Raw genomic sequence first — 23,129 nt, 5'->3', positions numbered from 1 at the left:
TATTCATGCTGGCTAACTCCTAGCTTCTTTTGATTGTATGACTGTAAGATAATCAAGATTATAGGCATCGATATAGCGTCGCTACAACGACTTCCGCGAAGGGGATAGATAGTTGCTTACAACACTATACCTAAACAAGATTGCTAAGTGGGCTCTTAAACTACTAACGAAAAGCCAAGCCCCTTAAGTAATTTTAAGGGACTATTTTCTTTATCTTTCTACTCGCATAACTAGTCGCACATCATCAATATAACCAACCAAGTCATCTGCAGGCTCACCTAGGTAACTGAGTGAGAACTCGTCAATTCGAACCTCAAGTTCATTATCTGTATACTGATCGCTTGCTAGAATTTGCTCCGACGTGAAGTTAGTGGTGTCGATCTCCATTAGGGCAAATAGCTCCAGCGAGTCATAGTCCTGGGTATTAAAGTCAAGCGTGACTTGACGGAAGCAATCCTTGACACTGCCTCGCGGCGCCTCATCGAGATCTTTTACATGAGCTCTCGCGTGTGCAACGATGCTGCCCTCACCGGGTAGACGCACGCCGTAGTACAAGGTACTTAATGAACTATCGCCTTTGTTATCACAATAATAGAGCGCATAGGTCATATCGGTATTGGTCGGTAACTCATCCACTATTTGACTCATGCCAGGTTTCGAGTCGAAATCGTGGCTTGATTCGCTATCCTTGAAACGAATTCGCGCCGAGCCATTACCGCCTGCGGCATCATTAAAGGCACTGTCGCCAGAGCTCCCAACATCCCCGAGTCCATCAGCGCTGCCCTCATAGGTTTTCCATACCTCGCTGGATCCAGAATCGGCTCGCCACTGCCCAAGCTGATGGTCAATGATATCGGCAAAAACCGTGACGCTATCAGGCATAGCGAGGACGAGGGAGACAACACTGTCGCTCTGCGCAGTAAACTCTTGACTAACCCATGTGTAATCAGTCACATTTTGCCCTTGCAGCTGCACCTCATCGCCTAATGAGAGTTGATAGCTACCTTTAACAAACGCGGACAAGGCGTAGCGAGTGTTTGCTTGCAGCGCAACATCTTGGCTGGCGACACTGGCCGATTGAAGCTGCAGGCTGCTATCTCGAGAGAATGCCTGCTCACCAGCCACTATCGATGCATCCTGATAACTCCAGTCGCTCAGTCCGTCATCAAAGGCTGGATTTTGCAACGCGACTTCAATCATGATTGCTTGTGGCTTATCGAGTTGGTAGCTCAACGGACCTACGTCTTGATAACTCAGTGGCGCGTAGATAATTGATGATGTCAGTAACTCGTCAGCCCCCGAGGCGGTGGTTTCACTGCGTACTTGACCGTCGAGATCGATCACCACGTCATCAAACTCGCCCTTTTCATAGCCGGCAACGGCATCGAGATTGGGTGAGTCCACAGATGGTCGATAAACCCCACTCTCATCTTGGACTAACTCAGCGCTATAGAACTCAAAGCCAGGTTCTCCAATCTGTAGGGTGTCACTGTCGGCAAACTCTTGACCAAACACTATGTTCCCTGCCACTTGTGTCGATGCATCAAAGCCTCGCTCCGACTGTGTTAGCACCGGGCCTATTGCCTTATCAATCAGGTTATTGGCTAAATAGGCCTGTTTTGGGGCCGTCGATTTAGATCCACCATCAATGTTTAAGCTGTTGACGCTGTCGACGATGGTATTGTGTGCGACATGAACGTTCTCGAACTGTTGGTAACCATTGTCACCGTCTCCTGCCCCATCCGAACCCATCAGTACGATACCACCGTGATGGGTGGTGTTCTTGTAGCGAGCTCCCTGAATGTAGTTGTTAGTGACCACATGATCGCCATCCACCAATCTCAGACCGCCTGCAAATGGATAGTCTTGGCTTAAGATGAAGTTATTACTAATCGTGGCACCGCCACCGTGACGAGTAGTGATTGAGCCATAGCTGTTTAACACAGTGTTAAAGCTAATATTGTTGTTTGTGGCCTTGTTTGAAACCACCTCAGCTTCACCCTGGATGTTTTCAAATAGGTTGCGCACAATCAGTGAGTCACCGTCGTATTGATGGGTATCACTTAAACCGGTACGAATCGCTTCATAATTGTTATCACTGCTTTGAGCATACATCTGCCCTTCTGCGGGCGCTCGGTTGGCAATGTAGTTGTTGTAGACAATGATCCCTTCCGCAAGCTCAGCTAGCTGGGTTTGTTCATCCCAATCATCCGAGACCCAGCGATTGAAGGAGATCATTGGTGATGCTGTGGTCTTGCCGCTTAGAATGCTATGATCGAGCCAGTTATTTTTGCCATAGATATGCACCCACTCGCCTGACGCGCTGTCTCCGGAGGTGATACCCTCATTGGCGTCAACATCAATGATGGCAATCTCGGTAATACGACAGTTGTGACACAGATTGTGAGTACCAAAACGGGTCGCGATCAGGTTGCTACTACTGCTAGTCGCACCATCGAAGACTAGCCCTTGTAGATGAACATAGCTGCCACCCATGGCAATTTTCGCGTTGCCGGTAATCACCGCCTTACCAGGGTTTTGTGCCGCGACCTTGATTGGACTCTCAAGAGAACCAGCACCACCATAGGTAATCTCGAGATCGCTGTACTCTCCATCCGCAAGACAGAGTGTCGTGCCCGCCGTCATATCTTGAGACACCGCATTTTCCAGTGCTGACGTCGAATCAAACACCTCTGAACATTGCACTGAAGGTACGGTTAGTATCGCCTCAGGTAACAAAGCTGATAGTAGATCGTTCGACTCTCCAGGCACCTCTGGTGGTGTGGTTTCTTCTCCACCCCCGCCGCTCTCACCACTTGGTGTTGTTGTAGAGTCTTCACTACAGCCAACTCCCAGTATCATAATTAAAATTAAACTCAACTTGGACAGTTTCATCAAACAACTCACTTTTCCGACATATTAGGATTTGTATTACAATGTTACAAATTTCCCATGTCGTCCGTGACCCGTTCTACAAAACCACTTAAAATGCATGGGTTTGAATGCAAACTGTGATGCTATTCATCTAGTTGTTGTTTATTCAATAGCATTTTCAACCTCGTAGATAGCGTTATTTTAGCTTGGTCACAGACTCTGATGTTGATTTAGGAAAGTAATATTTGAACAGGACTATTTTGTTTTTGTGTAGAACAGCTCTGCAACGTTTTCACTCTGCTGTTTCGTTTAACATGCTTGTACTGAGCTAGAATAATAAGACTAGTTGATACGTCTACGCGTTGCTCTCTACTAAACTCCAATCACTATAGCTATATAGAAAACCTGAGCAAAACCCTTATAAGTGATAATATCAAGCCAAAATTAGCACCTCTCTACGAACTAGACTTTTCATGCCAACACTTCAAGAGTAGTTAACATCAAAATAAAAATTTTAGCTTTTTAAGAGACTGTTCTACTAAAATCATCCAGATAAAGGTTAAGTATGCTATTCGAAGGAATCTGTCCCTGCTGCAATAAACTATGTGTAATGGTCCGTGTAAAGAGAACTTTCATTGAAAGATATGTAACAGCTAGAACAAAAAAGAAGTTTCAGTGTCAGCTTTGCCATGAAATAGCTTTGATATCCATGCCTGGCACACCGGGATATTAAAAATACAACTCGCATATAAAAAAAGCCTAATGTCTGCCGAAACAGACATTAGACTAGTTATGAACAACAGTTGCTCACCAATAGCGTCTATTTGCTAGGTACTTCCAGCTCACAGGAAGTACGGTCTATAGTAACAAAAAATGTTGGTTCTTGATTAGCACAGATCGCTTTTCGATACCCGACATGCTAACTGAAATCTACTTGATTAACTATTCCTCTAGAAAAGGAGAATTCAAGTCATGACAATGTAAAGAGGTATATCAAAACCACAAATAGATAAACTACAGACCTTCTAGAAAAAGAAGACGAAACGGTCGACACCAATGTACTAAGGTAACTAGTGGAACGACCCGAAAGAATCGCTTGAGTGTTAGCAAGAACTAAATGTGTTCATGCTAAATGCTAACCAGATTGCGTCTAGTAGCGTTAAAATGTTTTTAACTTAGTATAATTGAGATATGTGTTTTGACTTGTTCTAGCCTACGCGACTATCTAAATAGCAGTCATTTACCATCACAAAGAAGATCTTATAGCTATAAACTTGAACCTATAGTTAATCACTTTGGTAAGTGTATAGGTTATGAATGTCTAGCAGACACTGAGTTTTTAACTCAAGTAGAGAGGACGAATCTTTTTCAGTTTGATATAAACTCTGCATACTATCTAAGTAGTTTAATCTCTCGTTGGTTTACTTTAGTCAACTCTCAAAAATGTATGTCACCATTTTATTCCAAACAAATATTTATTAACGTTGAGCGATGCAACCTTTGTAACAATTCATTGATAAAAGAACTAGTGATACTAAACGGATTTCTTAGAAGAAAGAATATAAGGCTTGTTATAGAAATAACAGAGAGAGAATTTATATTCTGTGGGAAATGTCCAAAAATTGAAATAGGACTAGAAGTTCTAATTAGGTCAGGAGTAATACTGGCCGCAGATGATTATAATACTTCAAGTCAAGACATAAGAGAAAGAGAAATAGTCAAAGGACTATATAAATTCGTAAAGATAGAATATGAAGGGCAAGAGTCTTTAAGAAGTATCATCTCTGAAATAGAATCTTTACACCAAGGGGCAAAAGTAATAATTGAACGAGTGGAAGATAAAAAGTTTATAGACGAAATCAATAAGACACTCATTGGTTCAACTTACTATATGCAGGGTTATGCATTCAACAATATTATTAAAATTTGACTTCTAAAGGTGTGATGTTTGGAGTTAAGTTTAATAGGTGCAACTTTCGACATAACTACGTTGCATTAAATCCTATATTATTCTTTTTTGAAAAACGCTTGTCATGTTACTTTAGAATCCAGAGAGAAACGATGTTAATGAAAAAAGAAAAGCTAAACTATGTAGAGTTTGCTGCCAGAGATCTGATCCAAACAAAACAGTTCTTTCGTGAAGCCTTTGGTTGGACTTTTGTAGACTATGGTGACGAATATACAGCTTTTTCAGATCAGAAAATTAATGGAGGGTTCTACAAAGCGGAATTGTTTTCGGATAACAGAGAAGGCGGTGCACTGTTAATATTCTATAGCTCTTCTATTGAGGCAACGTATGAAAGAGTATTGAAATGTGGTGGAGTAATAGTTAAGGAAATATTCGATTTCCCGGGGGGCCTACGTTTCCACTTTAGCGAACCTAGTGGCAATGTATTCGCGGTCTGGTCCGAGCGTTATCAATCATAGAGCTTAAACTATATTAAGGAAGAGTTAGGAGTAAAAGCTATGAGAAGAAAAACTCTAACAGATTTCATAATTTGTTGTATATACATAATGTTAACTCTTTCCTTTGGATTGTACTTGATAGTTAGACTTGGATAGAACCTAAAACCACATCATTGTTATACGAGGCGAACATTCTTAAATCATTAACGTAATATTGTTCCTATTCGCAACGTATAGTGATTACAAATTAATGAGCAATTCTATGGTAAATGAACTAAGTTTACCCAAATATACAATTTTATAATAGTAAATAGCATGGATTTAGACACGAATAAGAAAACCAATCTAGGTGTTACATATTGCCCAGTATGCCTTAGATTTGAAGTATACAAACAGACTAAAAAGAACTTACTTGAGACAATTTTCTTTAAGAATCTAACTAAATGCAGGTGCATCCACTGTTTAAGTAGTTTTTATTTTATCCCTGAGAACAAAAAACTTAACATGTTCTTTGTATCATTTGTTAACTTATTCTCTGATGTAAAATGGTTCAGTACTGGAGACCATATGCGATGAATCAAAGTGAATTCAATGCTTTTATCGCTCAGATAGAAGACCTTAATCTAAGACAAAAGCAAACTTTGATTAAGTTGCTCAATCAAATAGAAAAAAAGGAACATGAGAGCACTCAGATACTAAGCTTGGAAGAGTTGGACTTTCTCCAGAAAGTCGCCACAATGAACACTGTCACATGAACTTGTTTAAGTTGCATAATCCGCAGTTCTTACAGTTAATGACACATTCAAGTTTATTTTTTATTTTTGGTAGAATAACTTGATTAGAAATAGCTTTAACAATATTAAATCTAATCAAATAGACTCCTAGCTTATCTTCTTTTCTCCTTGGTCTATAATACTGAACAATTTCCGCACCAAAAACTAACACACAGAAATCAACGACAAATTTACCAGCCACAAAAATGTAGACTACTTCCTTATTTTTCCACAGTTTCTCAAGGTAGTAACATGAAGCTTGAACTACTAACTCAAAAAAGTGCTCTGAATTCATAAAGTAACCTAGTTGTACAATGCAAGCTCTATCTTCTTCAAGTTTAATGGTTTTAGGCAGCGAAGAAAAGTCATCTGATTGAAAGTCTAAAATAGTAGACCAATGTCCAACAACGGTTCCTCTTTGGTTTTTCAAAAGTATAGTATGATGTTTACGATTTTCTAAGTTCAACAACTCTACACGAAATTGCTTCAATGCAGATACATTTGAATAGAATTGTTCAAAATATCTTGAGTGCTCTTGGTTATTATGTGTAACAATCTCACTGACAATCTTATCTGGTACATTTTGATAGGATAGTACGCTTAAAGACAAATCCAAAGATTTTATTAAAGCATCAACAATTATAAGCGACTTTTTAGAGTACTTTTCATGATTACCCACAACGAGTATAAAATCGATCGGGTTTTTACCTAGAACTTTAGCTATTAATAGCTGTTTATAGAATGCAGGTCTACTTCTTCCATTAATCCAACGAGAAAGTGTTATAGCGTCCAAACCACAGAACTCTTCATAGTATTTATTTTGTAATAATGCAATCAAAGTCTTCCTTGATACATGTTGGTCCTTTAGCCAACTAGATAACAGACTTCCGAAAGTTATACTCTGCATTGTATTTCTTATCTCCTTTAATCATTGATGCAATACTATAAGCACGTATAAGTTCAAAAGTGCTCAGGTTAAAATTGGTCGTTTTCAACATTTCGGGTTGCTTGGGAAATAAAATCTGCGTGACCACCATCATCCAGAATAACGGTATATTTTATCTCTCCAAAACTCATATCTTTATCTAGAGCACTAGTTGATAACTTTAGTCTTTCTAAAGGAGGCAATGTAGCCCCACCCAGTTCTTGTCCAAGCAACTGAATCGATAGGAGGTTCACGTACCACTTTGTCATGTTTTCGACCACTAGAATGTCATCAACTACATGAAAACTTAATTTTTTATAATCCGATATATTTGGATTATCAAGTCCTTCAGGTCTTACTAAAACCTTGACTCTATACCGGATAGGAATTAGAACTTTTTTATCAGTTGTTTCATAATTATTTTTCTGAGGTATTTGTAGTATGTTCAACCATCTAAGATACTCGACTTCTTGGTGGATTAGTTCGCGCCTATTTAGTACAATTCGAATGTTCTTTTTCTCATTTGGCATTAAAATAAATATTGGAGGTAACGCGATTACCTCAGTGCTGATATCAGAGGGAGAAGCTAATACGTCCCCCTCATCTGTCCAAAGTTGAATTAGTTTCGGCTCAAACCCCGAATTTACTATATTTAGTTCGGTATCATATTCAGAGGAACCAATAACAATTCTTGTTCTGTCTATATTTACATCGGCATACGCAGTTTTTATAAACATCAGCAATAACCAAAGTAAACATATATGTCTATTGGAAACTAACAACAATCTGTAGCTGTGCATACATTTTCCCTGGTTCGACACTTTCATTTGGTAGTTTTTCTAAAGATGCAACAAAGTCACCCTGATATACGTTGTGATCGGGTTCTGTAGAAACTAATTGGGTAAGTTGTTTGTAACCATACCAACCAGCAGCAGTTCCAGTCCCGGTTTGCAAACTAGATAGCAACTGCAGAGGATTATTAGAGCTATCATAGATCCTGACACCCACTCCCGTCGCAACTCCTACGTGTCCGTAGTCATTGCTTAGCAAATGGGTCAATCCTCCAGAAGTTGTTGTCAGCCCAAGAGCTTGAGCATTTGCAACTGCGTAGCTTGATGGCACAAGAAAACCTATTGACACTGGTCTCGCTGTTGTAGATGCGCTACTACTAGTATTCTGTGAAGTACCAGAGACTGCATTTGACTCGCAACTTATACTTATTGAGAAAGGAATAGCTACACTTAGTCCGCTATTCAATTCATTTTTAGTGACCGTCGGAAAAAGAATATGGTGTGTGTAATCTGTTACTTGGCAATACGCTCCCCTTATAAAAGTAACTTGATTTCTCCAGCCCCAAGCGCCAGGCCAATCATGATACCACCCACTATAACAACCACCTCCATGGTCGCAGCCTACAGAGAGTCCTGAACTTCTGCCTCCTCCTTTAAAAGCGATATAGCCCATATTACCGCTGTGGCTAGGTGTATATCTCCCATAGTTATATCCATAATTAGTCCCACTATTGCTAACCTTTATCACCTCTATCCCAACATCACTAAAAGCTCCGGCGTGAACATAGATATATTGATTATCACTAAAAAGTTCAGATGGATTAATCTTTCTAGCTTTCCAACGTCTTGTATAATACTCTCCAGTAGAAAGATTCGTTAAACGAAATGCCGCATATCGATAGTCAGAATAGTAAGCCCCTGGGACACCGCTCACTTCATACTGCCCCTTACGGGGGTCATCTCCATTTGTTGAATAATATTCATACAATTCATCTTTATCCGACAAATCACAACGAAATAGTACTTGCTTATCACCGTACGGTGTCGAGTTCGAGGCATTTAAAAATGATGCAACAGAGTAAGCTAAAACCGTACCATCCGGTTGAAATGCCGACCCACTATTTATATTAATAGTAGAGGGTAAGCCGAGGTTTCCATGGCTACCATCGGATGCTCCGCCGACGTTAGCGCTCGTATAGTATCCTTGCGCTAATGCTTCATTAGACAAATAGGTCGAACTACTATTAGTATTAAGCTTAAGACAACTTGAACTTGCAAAACATGAATAGAAGCTTACCAAACATATAACCAAATGGTAACCACATCTCATTCTACCACCTCACATACACTAGACATATTTATTAAAGGAACTACTTCAGAAAATATATCTCCTCTTATATTTATGAGGCATTTTCTACCGTTATTCCAATGAACCGATACTGTCTTTGTATCTTTTTTAAGCCTTGCGTAGGCTTGTCCTCTTTGCCCTACAACTCCAACCTTATTACCTCTATCGTCATATACTACTGCACCAATGGGTGGATACTGATCATCTTCAAATTTAACGGTCATTAATACCGCTACACCACTAATTGTCTCAAATGTTACTTTGACAATAGCACCAGAATATGGGACGACGCTCTTACTGTCTGTCTTGAGTTCTACTGTTTTGTATGTGTCCGAAGATGCCTGAAGAGCCACTTTTGAAGAACGATAAGAAGGGATAGATGGTAGTATTGCGTATCCATTATCGTCAATCTCGGCTCCTTGACCGTTTAGAACTTCTAATCCTCTTCCACCCTCTGCATGAATTAACGCAAAAGACTCACTCGTATAGGGACCAAAAGTTAACCCTTCTTGGTGCCCTAAAATTGTTCCTGATAAACCTGCAGATAATCGTGTATAGCCTTGACCAGACACTGAACCTATGGAGACACCCCCAAATTTTGTTTTAGTTGAAACGTTAACCCCATAAGTGCTTTTGCTATTCTCTAACCCAGAAAAGGCAGAATATGCTACTTGTGCTTTGCTCCCAATAGTTCCAGCTAAAGTGGACGTTGCTGACTCTCCTGCTGAATTTGTAGTATAGTTAAAGCCAACGGATGAACGACGCTCAAAGATATCGAATGGTATAGACAAGCCCACTGACAAAATATCTTCATATTTGGAAGCACTTTTAGTACTTAGATTATATTGCCTGCCCATCGAGACATTGTAAGACACATTACGCCAACTACTATTGTATGACGCCTGATAGTTGATACTAGATTTATTGGTATTGTAGTAATCGACTAATGAGCCACTTACATTTAAAGTCCCAAAATTACTTAATGATTGACTAACCGACAATGTAAACCTGTTTCTTTGTCTAAAGCTGTCTAGATCATTGAGATACTCACTTTCTGCGTTCAACATTCTTTTTCCGAGCACATCTGACAAGTCCATATAACCTTCAGATGAAAACCTATATGCTAGCAAGGAGACATGAGTGTCTGTTTTAAAAGTTCGACCATAGGATGTTTCAAGTTGCCATCCATTAGTTGTTGGTTCATTTTCATGGACTTGTGTAAAGGCATATATCCCCTTGATTCCAAAAGCTCCAACTGATGTAGATAAAACGCCGCCCGTAAGATATGATTGATAACGGTACCCCAATCGAAATCCAGAATTTATCGTTAGTTGGTTGCTAGCACCATTCTGTAATGACCCTTGAACAAACAAACTATTCTCCGACCCGTAACCTCTAACATCCCCAAAAACCAAACTGTAAACACTGTTTCCAGGTCTCATCGATAGCGGAACTGAAGAATATGGAACTGTATACGTATTCACCGAACCATCAGACTCTCTAATGATTACCTGAAGATCACCCTGACTTTCGGTGTCATTAAGATCACTTATTACAAATGGACCTGGAGGTACCGTCACCTCACGAATCACCTGTCCATTCTGAACTATCGATACTTTGGCATTCGTTAACGCTTGACCTATGACTTCAGGGGCGTACCCAAGTCTACTCTGTGGCCACATTCGCTTATCTGTCTCAAGTTTTGAACCTGTAAAAGATAAGCTGGAAAATAGTCCATCTGAGGTACTAGTCTCACCCAAAGTAAGAACTCCCCCGATACCACTAATTGGTCTCTTCAAGTAACTATTAACCACATTGTATTGAGAAGTATTGTTGTTTTTTCTGAAGAAACCATCGTGTCTAAATTGCCATAAACCAAGATTAACTCCGCTTTTCAGACTACTTGTCACGTAATGTTCTGCAATTGCGTCATGATAGTTTGTTACATAATAGTTGGTGTTATGCTTGACAAATAGAGCGGAAATTCCTTTATCCCACTTACTAGGGGCTATATCTCCTCGGATTTTTCTCTTCAACAGTGATTGAGGTACTGTATACTTGAGTTTAAACAGCGACGAGTCGTATTCCCACTTTGATGAATGAACCAAATTGGATACAAAATAGCAATCAGATTTACTCTTGGGCACACTTAAGTCCATGTCTAATAACTGACTTTCGATGAGACATGGCTCATTCCTATTTACGCTTGAATTAAAAGCAGACCTAACTTCAACATTAGTTCTTTTTAGGCCTTCATTTAAATACAAATCTACAATCAATACATCGTCATTTTTTTGGCTAGGTATAAATTCAGACTCCGATGCCAAATTACTTACATCTACATCCCCTTGTAGTAGTGCCACATTAAAGTCATGTCCTATAGCAAGATTATGAAAACCTAGCAGAATAAATAGTGTAATAGTACGAACTTCATTCACTTTCATAACAGAACTCTAATCAATTAGAGACAACATCAAAGCGCATTGATAGCAATGCTCCCAAATCACTAACCATGCGAAATTCAACTATTCCGCTATGCAGCTTATCTAACATTTTCTCTGATTTATCAAAGTCAAAGTCACGATATGAATAAGGTTCAATCATTCTACCGGCTGTTTTAATTTCGGTTCCATTATCAATAAATCCAATATTTCCCGACATAGAGAGGTAGAACGGCCTGTCATTGTAAACTCTGATCTTAACACTCGCATCATCAGACTCTACCATTGTTACTCTAATCATTTTTTCAGGCTGATCATTAAAATCCTTAATACCTAAAGGTCTATAGAACAACTTAACCTTATGTTTAACTGTCACAAATAGTTTATTTACACTGTCTAATTCTTTCTTTAAGCTTTTGTTTGTAGGGATCTGTAGAAAATTGAAGTATGATATAGACTCACGATCTCTAGGGTAGGCACTCTCATCTATTGATATAACTCTGATTATTTGTCCCGAGTTGGGAGCTAATCTGGCTATCGGTGGGGTAACCACATAATATTCGCTTTTTTCATCACTATCTTCGGTTTCATCCACCCAACTCTGAACAAAAAAAACGTTTTCACTTTTGTTAGAAAGGTTAACATTGACAAAGCGCTGCCCTTCATTATAAATAACTCGACTTCCAGTCATAACTATATTAGCCCATGAACTTGAGCAAAATACAATTAATAGCAAAATTGAAATTTTCACTACTACAATCACTTTGAGAGATGGAATCTAAGCTAGCGGTTAAAATTCATTTGCCGCTAGCATAAGTTTACCTGTTACTGGTACGAAATCGCGTATTGCAAAGAGCCGTCAACTGTACCCGGTGTTGCAGCACCAGTAGCATAATATTGAACTTTATACGTTGCTGTTTTTTGAGTTTCACTAACCGCTAACCCAAGGTCATTCGTACCTACAAAGAATCCATTGTTGTTGTTAAAGTTAATCTTTGTACCCGTAGTATCAACTATTTGCAGCTCGACATTTGTCGCCGAACCGATATTACCCAAGTTTCCATTCGTAGTAACCTGATTACCAACAAACACAGTATTGATTCCTGTCGGGTTAACAGCATCTCCAGTACAACCCGAAATCGACACATCAAAGTCAATCGCACCCGCTACATCGCCTGATGCAGCGAGCTCACTCTTCGGCACTCTAGGTAACAGTATGATTGGGTTAGCTTCGTCACCGTTTATAGACACTGTACAAGTCTCGTCAGTAACTTCTCCTTGGAAAAACAGTACATTTGGTGCCGCAGCTGGAAATGCACTGAATGCACTGCTACTTAACATAGAAAATACGGGAATAAACGCCCACTTAAGTGTTTTCATTATAGTTTCCTTAACTCTTGAATAAACAACCTATTGCATAAACTTTTTGATTTGCGTTAGGTATAGAAATTTTATCTCTGTCACCAATTAGTTCATTTGCATATGACTGCAAGTTTTTCCTGCAATGCTAACCAATAGCCATCCAGTTATGATTCTGTCTAGTTTGTCATTCTGATACAGCTAGTTCATATTTATAATCATAAATGGCATGCTTTCTACTATCACCTCCAACAGTTTTCCGCTTAGAGACTTTATATGTCACCATTATCTTTTTAATTTCCTGACAGTTTTTAACTTATCTGTTTTGTGCAAAATTTTGGGGCTATTATAGAACCGAAACTTTCAGATAATATCTTTCACACTTTCATCGTTTGAAATTAACTAGGACTCTAAAAAATCTATTATTTTCAGACATCCATTATGAAAACAACCCATTTCCAAACATCATCCTCTCGCGTTTTTACTCAACAAGGAATAAACTCAACATTATTTGGTATCTAGAAATTGCATCATAGAGCGCATTCTTAAGCGTTAATGGAACGTTAAGAATGGACAAATTGAATTCCCTTACTTGCTCCTCAAGCTCAGTAGTTGCTTGACTTAGTAATTGCTGTACCTTGCTACTAGTTAACGTGCTGATTATATTTAGGCTTTCTCGAGTTCTCTCAAGCTCATATTCAATTTGCACTAAAGCTAACAAAGCTTCCACATGTTGATGATTACCGAGGTCGGTTTGGTGCTCGGTATGCATTGAATACAAATTTTTAGTACATTCAGAGCAGACACTCGATGCACAGTACTTATTAATTATCTTTTTGCATACACGACACGAGTTCCTGGGGCGTTGATAATATTTTGTCATCTTTTTCATAGCTCTAGGTAGGTTATTGAGATTTACTTCAAGTATTGACTCACTAGTGTCAATGACTCTTTTATTTGAGTGTAGTTACCTACTTTCTAAGTCAAAGAACCTTACCTCCTCAGCTAACTTTATGGACATCTCTGACAGGTTATCTGCTGCTTCACCACTATCTTTTATTGTTTGTAGTGTCTCTTCAACTTGGTCTCTAACAGAAATGATGCTTTGGTTTATCATCTCCGCAGTTGTACTCTGCTCTTCTGTAGCAACTGCAATTTGCGAATTAAGCGCGTTAGTAAGTTCGATACTGTCAGTAATTTGCGAAAAAGCTTGGTTTGCAGCATCTGCCTGTTCGACTGTGTCATTGAGCATAGTTTGGCTAGCATTAATGGAACTTACGACGTTACTCGTATTTTGTTGTAGTGTGTTTATCTTTCTTTCTATTTGTTCCACAGCTTCCTGTGTTTGCTGGGCAAGTTGCCTTACTTCATCTGCTACTACAGCAAATCCCCGTCCCTGCTCTCCAGCTCTAGCGGCTTCAATAGCAGCATTTAATGCCAGAAGGTTTGTTTGCTGAGCAATATTGTCGATAACTACCATGATATCTGCGACTTCATCTGTACCTGATTTTAAAGTCGATATTTCTTGCCCCAAATGTCCCATTTGTTCAGCAAGACCTGAGACTTTTGAAATCGTTTCAGACATTACATCTGAACCTATGGTCGCACTAGTTTTAGCAATATCGGCTTCAGTTGATGCGTTATTAGCGTTTTGAGCAACCTCTGTAACAGCTGCAGACATCTCATTGACAGCAGTTGCGACTTGATCAGTTTCTAATTGTTGTTCCTGAGCATTAATCAGAGCATTGTGATTGATCGTAGAAAGCCGCTCTGAAGCTACTGAAAGCTGCTCTCCGCAACAGTTCACCTCTTTTATTACGTGATAAATCTTGGTTTCCATTTGTGCTAATTCGACACACATTTGGCCGACTTCATCTTTAACATCATCCAAAGCCATAGTCTCTATGAAATACCCGGCAGACATAGAGGAAATCTTTTGTTTCGCTGTTTCTATAGGCTTGATAATGCTATTAGCAATCACTCGAGTAAGCACAAAAATCACCGGAATCATTACTAGCCATGCAATCAACAGAGTGACAAGGGTTTGCTCTCCAACCTCAGCAACTTGTGATTTAACCGCAATTTGGTTCTCTACGGCGTTTTTTCGAAGTGAAGCAATATTCCTAGTGACGCCAAATCCGAGCCTTCGCATTTCTATCCAGAAGCTCTGCGCTGCTTTAGCTGTCACTTTGTCGTTCTCTGAATTAGTATGTAGTTGGATAAACTGCTCGAAGTTTTGCTTATAGGCTTGCATGTCATCACGTATGGATATGAAAAGAGCCTTGTTTTCAGCGTTCTTCGTCTTATTTAGATTCGATGTAATAAGTTCAATGCTAGCATCAAGGAGCGTTATAGCATTGGTTACGTAATGACTCTCCCCCGTGTCCTGGAATGTCATTGCATTGATACGAGCAGTTAACAAGTTGGACTCTATTAGAGTAATATTAACGTTAGAGTTAGCTAACTGCTGGTAAAGCGCAAAACTATGATTGTAGTTTTTTGTAGAGTTAAGGTTAATCATTGAAATAATCGTCATTGCTATGACGCTTACTATAGATATCAACGAAATTTTATGCCTTACAGTCTTTATTTGTTTTAGCACGATGGTTTCCTTAAGGGATTGCTACGATAAATAAGACATTAAGGGCTTTGGACTACACTGACAAACTTACTCATAAAACACCAATATAACTAATCAACTGATTTTAAATTAGTTTTACCAATTTGTAAGTTCAGGACTACATTAAAATCTACCATCGCCTACGTATCAAAAATCTGATTTGAGGTTGGTTACTACGTATAACGAAAATCGAATACGCATGTGATAACGCTATCAATTGACTTAGTATGGTATGACTAGTCCATTATTATTCTGTTTTGAGCTTGCCCTATCATTTTGATGGTAAACCTCATTCACGATAGCTGTTTAGTTGTATCATCTAAGGTACATAAAGAATAATCTTGAATTAAATTCCAATTTTAGCGTAGTCGTCGTGTGAAGGTGTTTTGTAGTTTTGTTCCATCTCTTGTATTTTCTAAGTTCTCGACAGTTCATTAGTCGAAGCATGGTCAATTCAGAGTTTAATGCTTTTTGAATCACTTTAATCCAGCAAAAGCTGGATCTCGTTATACGCCTGTTGATTTAGTTTTCTCACCTTGCTCAAGCTTCGCCTTTTTCCTTACCAGTCTACAAGTACGTAGGAATGGTAGGAGATTTACGTAAGCTCAATCCTACAAACACTTATAAAGTCAATATTATCAGCGACTTAATTAAGACTCTCTTTTAGTGGTACGTTTGACTAATAGATCGTCGTTCATATGATGCGTACTCAATAGCAAAGAGAGTACTGCCTAATGAAACGTTGGTTATCATCTGTATTGTCCTTATTCACCGTTAGCTTCTCAGGACTACTAATGGCTGACGAACTGATGTTGTCAGAGCAGGAAAGAGAGTTTTTAGAAGGTAAAAATAGGCTAATCGTTGCTGTTTTAGCGACAAAGCAGAGTCAAGGTACTCCTGGAGAGTATGTAGGGCAGTATTTTTCGACATCAAATGACTATGTGAGTAGTTTAGCTGCAATTCTCAACCTCCCAGTTACCCTCAAAAAATATCCAAACATCGATGCTGTTTTCGATGCAGTGAGTCGCGGTGACGTTGATATAGCAATGGGTTACAGCATGACAGAAGCGCGACGTAAAAAAGTCCTATTCTCTGACCCACTCTATCAGACATCAACAGCGGTTTATCTCGCCGATCCTCACCACAAAACCAGACCCATAAAACGGAGACGTTGGGTTTGCTTAAGTGGTTCTATTTATTGCGATGTGATACGCAGAGAAACTCAGCAAAAGCCCTTTATGACAGACAACTTTGAGCTGGGTATTAAATTGGTTCAATCTGGAAAAGCACATGCTTTGATAGCGAGTTATATCAACATTGCTAACCATGTCGATTCGAACAACGATTTAAAAGCCTCAATTGAATTTCCTAAATGGCTACCGAGAGAAGAAGTTCGATTAGTTGCGTCTTTCGAGCAGCCCGTATTGGTGGATATCATTAACAAAGTGATCCAGCTTGCGAATGACAAAAGGCTGCCGAGTTACTTTTCGTCATCGAACCCCTATTACTTACTCGATAAAGCGCTGATTGCATTTCATTCGCTTCATGAGGATGAAGTCGTGACGTATTCGATGCGTGATAATCTTCCACCGCTCATCTCACAGTCACCTTCAGGGAACTACATAGGTGCAATTCCGGACTTCATGTCCATGCTTGGATCCAGAGTCGGGATCGATGTTCAGTATTTGCCCTTAGACAGCGAGTCAACTGCCGATTTGAATATCGTCAGTTACGTTGGTCGTAATCCTGTTGCTCATAACTTGGTGACACAACCTTTCATGACGCTGAAATATCGTGGTGTCATGGGGGACACGGGAACGGTCAAGAGTGACTCTAAAGCAGGGATCCTCATTCAAACTAAGATTAGTGATGTGGAACAACTGCAAACAGAGACCACGTTAAATTTAGTGGCCTATGACGACATCGAAACCTTGTTGAAAGACTTGGATCAAGGCGAGTTATCAGTGATTTACTTACCTACCGATGTCGCCAGTACTTTTTCCGTTAGTCAATTAATGGGGGAGCAGTACAAGCTAATCGATACAGAGCTTGAACTCAACTTAGCGTTTACAGTCAAGCAACAAGATACGGCTTTATTTACTCTAATTAATCAGTTGATCAGCACATTTGATAATGGAGAAATACTAAAGATAAAGAACCGTTATCGACAGTTTGAGATGGTCGAAGGCTACAAAAAGCAGACGGTGTGGTACTACAGTGTGTTGGTTCTAATTTTGGTGTTTGCTGTACTAGGAGTCTCATACCTGACTCTTTTAAATAGCAAGTTGAAGGCTGAGCACCACGAACGTCAGGTAAACCAAAAAGACGTTGAGTTAAAGCGACTACAAGAAATCATCAATGAGTTCAACAGCATTATTTTTATCGCTAAACCCGATGGTGATATTCAGTTGTCCAACTGTCCGAGTTTTCAAAAAGGGCAGTGTCAGAAGTGCCTATTGCATGATGAGCAGCGGGCGACGGATGTGCTGCTATTGGGGCAGTTAGAAAACCTTCCACAAGGTCAGTATCGTATGCAAGGCTGTCAGTTGAACTTTCATGATGTTCAGGTAGCCAGTAAATCCATCGAGGACCCTGCAAGTGGTTCTTCACTTTTGCTGACCACTATCAGTGATATTACTGAGCAAAAACGCTACGAAAACAGCATCTTAGAGGCGAATCACCAAGAGCGCCAAGCAGTGAAAGTCAGAGAACGCTTTCTTGCCATGATGAGTCATGAGCTAAGAACACCGATTGCTGGTTTGCAAGGGGCGCTAGAGCTTATGAGAACAGAGGTACTCTCGCAGAAAGTCGCAACTTTGCAGTCGCAAGCCTATGAATCCGCGTCACACTTGAGCCGGCTGGTAGATACTGTTCTGGACTTTTCAAAGCTAGAAGCCAACGAGTTGTCATTGGTCTATGAGCCCGCATCCCCACTTGCGTTGGTCAGTGAGGTGGTTCGTCAGTTTGAGCCAATGGCCGCAAAGAAAGCACTCAATCTTGAGTTTACGCCACAGCTATCCGTTATCGATAAAATCGACTGCGATGGAGTTCGTATTAAACAGGTTCTGGCTAACTTACTTTCGAATGCGATTAAGTTTACCGAATCTGGAGTGGTGTCGGTTCAATATCAAGTTGCGGATGAGCATTTACGACTGACGATATCCGATTCTGGCATCGGTATGAACCCAGAACAGATAGAGCTCGCTATTCAGCCATTTAAGCAAGCTGAAGATGCCATTACTACCAGAAAGTTTGGTGGTACCGGGCTTGGGCTTAGCATTGTCTACCAATTGGTGGAGCTGATGCAAGGTCGCGTCGAATGCCACTCTAAACTCGGAAAAGGAACGTGCTTCGAACTGTCCATACCGTTTGAACAGACAACTCACTACTCTAATAAAGACCATGTAGAGGTTAAGTTAATACCCAAATCTCGCCCAGAGCTAGCGCCATGGCTCAGCAGTTGGGGACTGCAGATTAGCTCAGTCAAATATCACGACAATGATGAACAGTTGGTTCTATTGCATCGCGGTAATGACTTTGTGCTCAACCTCAATGAGTGTTCATATTTGGATCAAATCTACTCTCGTATTGAACATATCGATAAGGTGATGGGATCGGATGATGTTTTACCATCAGATAAGTTTGCAGCGCGCGTCGTCATTGTTGATGACAACAGCATCAACCTGAGTGTCATGAGATTGCAATTGGAGTATTTAGGCGCGACCGTCTATGCCTTTTCTAATGCCGTGGATGCAACCGAGTTTATCAGCGAAGAGTCAGTCGATATTGTCTTTACTGATTATCACATGCCAGACATGGATGGCGTTGATTTGGCGACGGCGATTCATTCAAACCCTTTGAAGCAGCACATTCCAATTATCGTCTGCACGGCGATAAACGATACCAAGAAAGTTCTCGAGGAGAGTCGAAGTGTGTTTAGTGGTGTACTGAATAAGCCCTACACGCTAGAAGAGCTTCATCTGCAGGTATTTCATCACTTAGAAAGTAAGACAGAGTTCCCCGATTGGATTCTCGGATTTCCAGAGCGTGAACGTGCTCAGCTAGCAACCATCTTTGTTGATTCCATGCAAAGAGATATTGCGGCGCTCGAGAAAGCCGAGACTGTATCGGCGATCAAAAAAGTGGCTCACAAAATAAAAGGAGGCAGTGCGATCCTCGGCGTTAAATCTGTGGAGAACATTGCTTTGCAGATAGAACAATGTGAACTGGATGAAGTGCAATGGATATTAGATGAGCTGATTGAGGAAATGAATCAACAAGTCGCTCATGTAAACAACTACTTAGCAATGCAGAAGGTTGAATTATGAAGATGCTGATAGTGGATGATGACGACATTCAACTTACTGTACTAAGCAGTCGTTTAGCTCAATATGGAGCCGTCACCTGTGCCAATAGCGCAGCTAAAGCGTTGCAACTCGTCAAAGGTGAGCACTACGACATCATCCTTTTCGATGTGGATATGCCAGAGATGGACGGTATAGAGTTTATTGTTGAGTTGGGTAGCATGAATGTTAAGTCTGCTGTGGTCATTTGTACAGGGATGGGCGATGCGATAAGCAATACCATCAAAATCATTTGCAAGCGATTCAGTTTCTCTACGGTAGGTCATCTCAGAAAACCTTATAAAGAATCGCAATTAGTTCAGGAGATCAGTCGAATTCGCGGGCTGTGTAAGTCCATGCGCTCTCGAATGCCCAAGCAAAGCATTAATGGTGATGAGGTGCTTCTGGCCCTGGCCAATCGAGAGATAAAGAACTACTACCAGCCTAAAGTTAGATTCGCTGACGGTAAGGTGATTGGTTTTGAAGTATTGGCGAGATGGATACACCCAGTTAAGGGGATCATTTCACCTGCGGAGTTTTTACCACACGTAGAGCGCCTATCACTGGATGGTGAGCTGTTTGACGTGATCCTTCACAACACAATTCAAGACTATGAACAGGGTAAACTTCACTACCCCGTCGCGATCAATATCAATGATCGTAACCTGTTGCGTGAAGACTTCACCGATAGCTTTCTGGAGACGTGTCAAACGCATGGTGTGGATCCTTGCTATTTTACCTTTGAACTGACGGAGGCTCACGCTTATGTGGAATCGGTGTGCCTGCTTAAGAACCTAGCAAGACTTCGTTTGAATGGTATCGGTATTTCCATTGATGATTTTGGGACAGGCTCCTCTTCTTTGACAAAGCTCTCGTCTATCCCATTCACAGAGATAAAGATTGACCGCGCCTTTGTTAAGGATTGCACGCATAACCCTTCTCATTTGAATATCGTTAAAACCATTCGCTATTTGTCACAAAAGTTGGAGCTAAGGCTGGTGGCTGAAGGCGTTGAAGATGAAGTGGTGTTTGATGAACTTAAACGGTTGGGAGTCGAGGTATGCCAAGGTTTTCTGACGGGCAAACCTATGCCCATTGAAGCGGTATGTATGATGTATGAGTAAAGGGGCAGGTATGAAATGTTTAGTGGTCGATGACCACCCAATCGTAGGTGCAGCAGTTAAATCGACAATAGGGCAACTTCCAAACATATCGGCAGTAGATTCAGAGCCTAGTGCAGAAAAAGCACTGCAGTTAGTCACAAGTCAACGATATGATTTGCTCGTACTCGATGTTGATTTAGGAGACAGCAACGGCTTTGACTTTTTAACGCGCATTCGTGCACGTGGGTATCGAGGTAAAGTCCTGTTTTTATCCGCAGACAAAAATGCAATACACGCAGACACAGCGATGAAGCTCAACGCCAATGGATTCGTCTATAAATCAGAGAGTTTGGAAACGCTGGGCGGTGCAATTGAAAGCATTCTGCAAGGGTATAGCTACTTCAAGTTTCCCCATAAAAATCTGCAGCATCAGCTAGGAAAACCGCTCTCCACGCGAGAAAAAATGGTGCTCGATTACCTAATACAGGGAAAAAGCAACACTGATATCGCAGAAGTGCTCTTCCTGAGTGCAAAAACCGTGAGTACCTACAAGGCACGTATTCTTAAAAAATACAATGCGAACAATATCGTTGAGCTTATCACGATGCTTAAGTAATGGGTCGTTATCTTCTATGTTTGATTCTTCTATTATTTTGAGGTCAACGATCATCTCGTTGACCGCGTTTACCTTTACCATCATGGTCATGTCTGATCATTTCGTCAAACGGGAGCTCGAATACTTCTCCAGAATCACGACCGCTATTGATCAACATAAAATGAATGTGGTTCTATTTTCTAAGTACTTGAGTGAGCGAATCGAAAATAGTGCAAACAATGAAGCCGATATGTCTTCTATCCTGTCTTACACCAAGCAGCAGTATGGTGAAAAATTCGCTCGGGTTTATTCTATGGACGACAGCAAAATTTGCGCGCACTCAGCGGTCGTCTTGCTTGAGTTTAATCGCTTACTCGAAAGCTTCGATGATATCTATCAAAGAGCCTTTGTACCGATCAAATACCGCTCTTTTATCTGCAATAAGCTATTTACCAACATTAAGAATGACGACTTTGTGGTCAATGAGGCGTACTTTGGTCGAGAGAAATGCCAGTCCAATAACAGCTGTGCGAAATATGCCTCGCAACGCCAACTGAGTGACAATGTGGTCATCTCTTCACTGTATGCGAATCAACTGGTTGATGGACAGTTGGTTATCTCTATCTCGAGTCCAGTTCGCTATCAAAGCGAGATCATCGGAGACTTCTCGATAGATTTGCCTGTTGATGAAGCAGCGCTGCTGGCGAATGGGAAACAGATCGTTCAAAAATCTTATGGTACCTACAAGCAACACATCATCCAGTACGGGGATTACCCGTTCGAGAGATTTTCTCATACCGAAGAACATGTGGCTGACAATCAAACCATCTTTGTTTATCGGGTACCCATTTTTAAAGTGCTTACCGACTATTTCTGGTTGCTGTTTGTTTACTTTTTGATGAGCTATTTGCTGTTTCGAAAGTTTGCAGAGCTCAAATTTAGTCGTGCAGCTCTGAAAGAGGTCCGGATTCAAGCTCAGCGAGATGAGCTTACAGGCCTATACAACCGAAGCATTCTCAATGATGACTATTTTATTGCCCGGGTTGAGTCGCAACCGACGAGTATCATCGCTATCGATGGAGATAGTCTAAAACGGATCAATGATAAGTTTGGTCATGCATTTGGCGATCAATCTATCAAATACATAGCCGACAAACTTGTTGATGGCGTTCGCGACAATGACTATGTATTAAGGCTTGGTGGCGATGAATTTTTGGTGGTTCTCGTTGGGTGCGAAGTGGATTTTGCTCATGATGTAGCGAGAAAAATACAACACGCGATTGGTAGCGATGTCGTAAATCACCATGGGTTGACTGTCTCGGTCAGCTACGGAGTGACAGCATTGAAAAAGGGTGAGTCGTTTCAACGTGCGATAGAACGGGCGGACAAAGCGCTCTATCAAGCTAAACAAAAGTAGAACCTTCCTTTTGTTAAAGTACCATTTTGTTTAAACTACTTATCTCAAATAGGATCTTTGAATAAAAAAAACAGCATGGTGACAACTTTTGGATCTGAACAATCTGAGGCTAAACCGACAGCCATTGGGCCAGT

14 protein-coding genes are annotated in these 23,129 nt (G+C 40.5%); 6 read left to right on the top strand and 8 right to left on the bottom strand.

Annotated features, from left to right (window positions below):
• Positions 1-210: 210 nt before the first annotated feature.
• A complete protein-coding gene (locus tag J4N45_RS04965) occupies positions 211-2,895 on the bottom strand; it encodes a polysaccharide lyase 6 family protein (protein WP_252013869.1) in 2,685 nt (894 codons plus the stop codon).
• 1,492 nt (positions 2,896-4,387) lie between these two features.
• Here J4N45_RS04965 and J4N45_RS04960 point away from each other — a divergent pair.
• Together J4N45_RS04960 and J4N45_RS04955 are read left to right on the top strand one after the other, a co-directional pair.
• Positions 4,388-4,804, top strand: a complete 417-nt coding sequence (locus J4N45_RS04960) for a hypothetical protein (RefSeq protein WP_252013868.1) — start codon at positions 4,388-4,390, stop codon at positions 4,802-4,804.
• A 137-nt stretch (positions 4,805-4,941) separates the two neighbouring features.
• Positions 4,942-5,301: a VOC family protein gene (locus J4N45_RS04955; protein ID WP_503056085.1), complete on the top strand. Its 360-nt coding sequence runs from the start codon at positions 4,942-4,944 to the stop codon at positions 5,299-5,301.
• Positions 5,302-6,027: 726 nt separating this feature from the next.
• Here the strand turns inward: J4N45_RS04955 and J4N45_RS04950 are convergent.
• The 7 genes from J4N45_RS04950 to J4N45_RS04920 form a co-directional block, all read right to left on the bottom strand.
• A complete protein-coding gene (locus J4N45_RS04950; protein WP_252013865.1) occupies positions 6,028-6,891 on the bottom strand; it encodes an XRE family transcriptional regulator in 864 nt (287 codons plus the stop codon).
• A gap of 137 nt (positions 6,892-7,028) precedes the next feature.
• The gene (locus tag J4N45_RS04945; RefSeq protein WP_252013863.1) at positions 7,029-7,715 is read right to left on the bottom strand and encodes a fimbria/pilus periplasmic chaperone; all 687 of its coding nucleotides are present in this window, start codon (positions 7,713-7,715) and stop codon (positions 7,029-7,031) included.
• Positions 7,716-7,743: 28 nt separating this feature from the next.
• The gene (gene stbD, locus J4N45_RS04940; protein ID WP_252013862.1) at positions 7,744-9,099 is read right to left on the bottom strand and encodes a fimbrial usher protein StbD; all 1,356 of its coding nucleotides are present in this window, start codon (positions 9,097-9,099) and stop codon (positions 7,744-7,746) included.
• Complete coding sequence (locus tag J4N45_RS04935; protein WP_252013860.1) at positions 9,096-11,561, bottom strand: fimbria/pilus outer membrane usher protein; 2,466 nt, start codon at positions 11,559-11,561, stop codon at positions 9,096-9,098. Before J4N45_RS04935 ends, stbD begins: the two co-directional genes overlap by 4 nt.
• Before the next feature lie 13 nt (positions 11,562-11,574).
• Positions 11,575-12,309, bottom strand: coding sequence for a fimbrial biogenesis chaperone (locus J4N45_RS04930; RefSeq protein ID WP_252013858.1), 735 nt, complete (start codon positions 12,307-12,309; stop codon positions 11,575-11,577).
• A gap of 74 nt (positions 12,310-12,383) precedes the next feature.
• The gene (locus J4N45_RS04925) at positions 12,384-12,938 is read right to left on the bottom strand and encodes a fimbrial protein (RefSeq protein WP_252013857.1); all 555 of its coding nucleotides are present in this window, start codon (positions 12,936-12,938) and stop codon (positions 12,384-12,386) included.
• 946 nt (positions 12,939-13,884) lie between these two features.
• On the bottom strand, positions 13,885-15,519 hold the full coding sequence (locus tag J4N45_RS04920; RefSeq protein WP_252013855.1) for a methyl-accepting chemotaxis protein: 1,635 nt from the start codon (positions 15,517-15,519) through the stop codon (positions 13,885-13,887).
• Between the two features lie 752 nt (positions 15,520-16,271).
• Here J4N45_RS04920 and J4N45_RS04915 point away from each other — a divergent pair.
• From J4N45_RS04915 to J4N45_RS04900, 4 genes are read left to right on the top strand one after another with little or no spacing between them, the layout of a single operon-like run.
• Positions 16,272-19,865 (top strand): ATP-binding protein, encoded by a 3,594-nt coding sequence (locus J4N45_RS04915; RefSeq protein WP_252013854.1) that lies wholly within the window; start codon positions 16,272-16,274, stop codon positions 19,863-19,865.
• Positions 19,862-21,004, top strand: a complete 1,143-nt coding sequence (locus tag J4N45_RS04910; protein WP_252013852.1) for an EAL domain-containing response regulator — start codon at positions 19,862-19,864, stop codon at positions 21,002-21,004. The genes J4N45_RS04915 and J4N45_RS04910 overlap by 4 nt, the downstream gene beginning before the upstream one ends.
• Before the next feature lie 10 nt (positions 21,005-21,014).
• A complete protein-coding gene (locus tag J4N45_RS04905; protein WP_252013851.1) occupies positions 21,015-21,599 on the top strand; it encodes a response regulator transcription factor in 585 nt (194 codons plus the stop codon).
• A 16-nt stretch (positions 21,600-21,615) separates the two neighbouring features.
• Positions 21,616-22,995 carry a GGDEF domain-containing protein gene (locus J4N45_RS04900; RefSeq protein ID WP_252013849.1) on the top strand — a complete coding sequence of 460 codons (1,380 nt, stop codon included), beginning with the start codon at positions 21,616-21,618 and terminating at the stop codon, positions 22,993-22,995.
• Positions 22,996-23,129 lie beyond the last annotated feature (134 nt).

Source organism: Vibrio sp. SCSIO 43140, from assembly GCF_023716585.1.
GTDB lineage: Bacteria > Pseudomonadota > Gammaproteobacteria > Enterobacterales > Vibrionaceae > Vibrio > Vibrio maritimus_B.
Note: the sequence above shows the minus strand (reverse complement) of the source record. Positions and strands in the feature narration are given on the sequence as shown.

Excerpts from the sequence above, each read along its gene's own strand:
- J4N45_RS04900 (WP_252013849.1), top strand. The coding sequence starts at position 21,616 with ATGTTTGATTCTTCTATTATTTTGAGGTCAACGATCATCTCGTTGACC.
- J4N45_RS04905 (WP_252013851.1), top strand. The coding sequence starts at position 21,015 with ATGAAATGTTTAGTGGTCGATGACCACCCAATCGTAGGTGCAGCAGTT.
- J4N45_RS04925 (WP_252013857.1), bottom strand. The coding sequence starts at position 12,938 with ATGAAAACACTTAAGTGGGCGTTTATTCCCGTATTTTCTATGTTAAGT.
- stbD (WP_252013862.1), bottom strand. The coding sequence starts at position 9,099 with ATGAGATGTGGTTACCATTTGGTTATATGTTTGGTAAGCTTCTATTCA.
- J4N45_RS04935 (WP_252013860.1), bottom strand. The coding sequence starts at position 11,561 with ATGAAAGTGAATGAAGTTCGTACTATTACACTATTTATTCTGCTAGGT.
- J4N45_RS04965 (WP_252013869.1), bottom strand. The coding sequence starts at position 2,895 with ATGAAACTGTCCAAGTTGAGTTTAATTTTAATTATGATACTGGGAGTT.
- J4N45_RS04910 (WP_252013852.1), top strand. The coding sequence starts at position 19,862 with ATGAAGATGCTGATAGTGGATGATGACGACATTCAACTTACTGTACTA.
- J4N45_RS04915 (WP_252013854.1), top strand. The coding sequence starts at position 16,272 with ATGAAACGTTGGTTATCATCTGTATTGTCCTTATTCACCGTTAGCTTC.
- J4N45_RS04945 (WP_252013863.1), bottom strand. The coding sequence starts at position 7,715 with ATGTTTATAAAAACTGCGTATGCCGATGTAAATATAGACAGAACAAGA.
- J4N45_RS04955 (WP_503056085.1), top strand. The coding sequence starts at position 4,942 with ATGAAAAAAGAAAAGCTAAACTATGTAGAGTTTGCTGCCAGAGATCTG.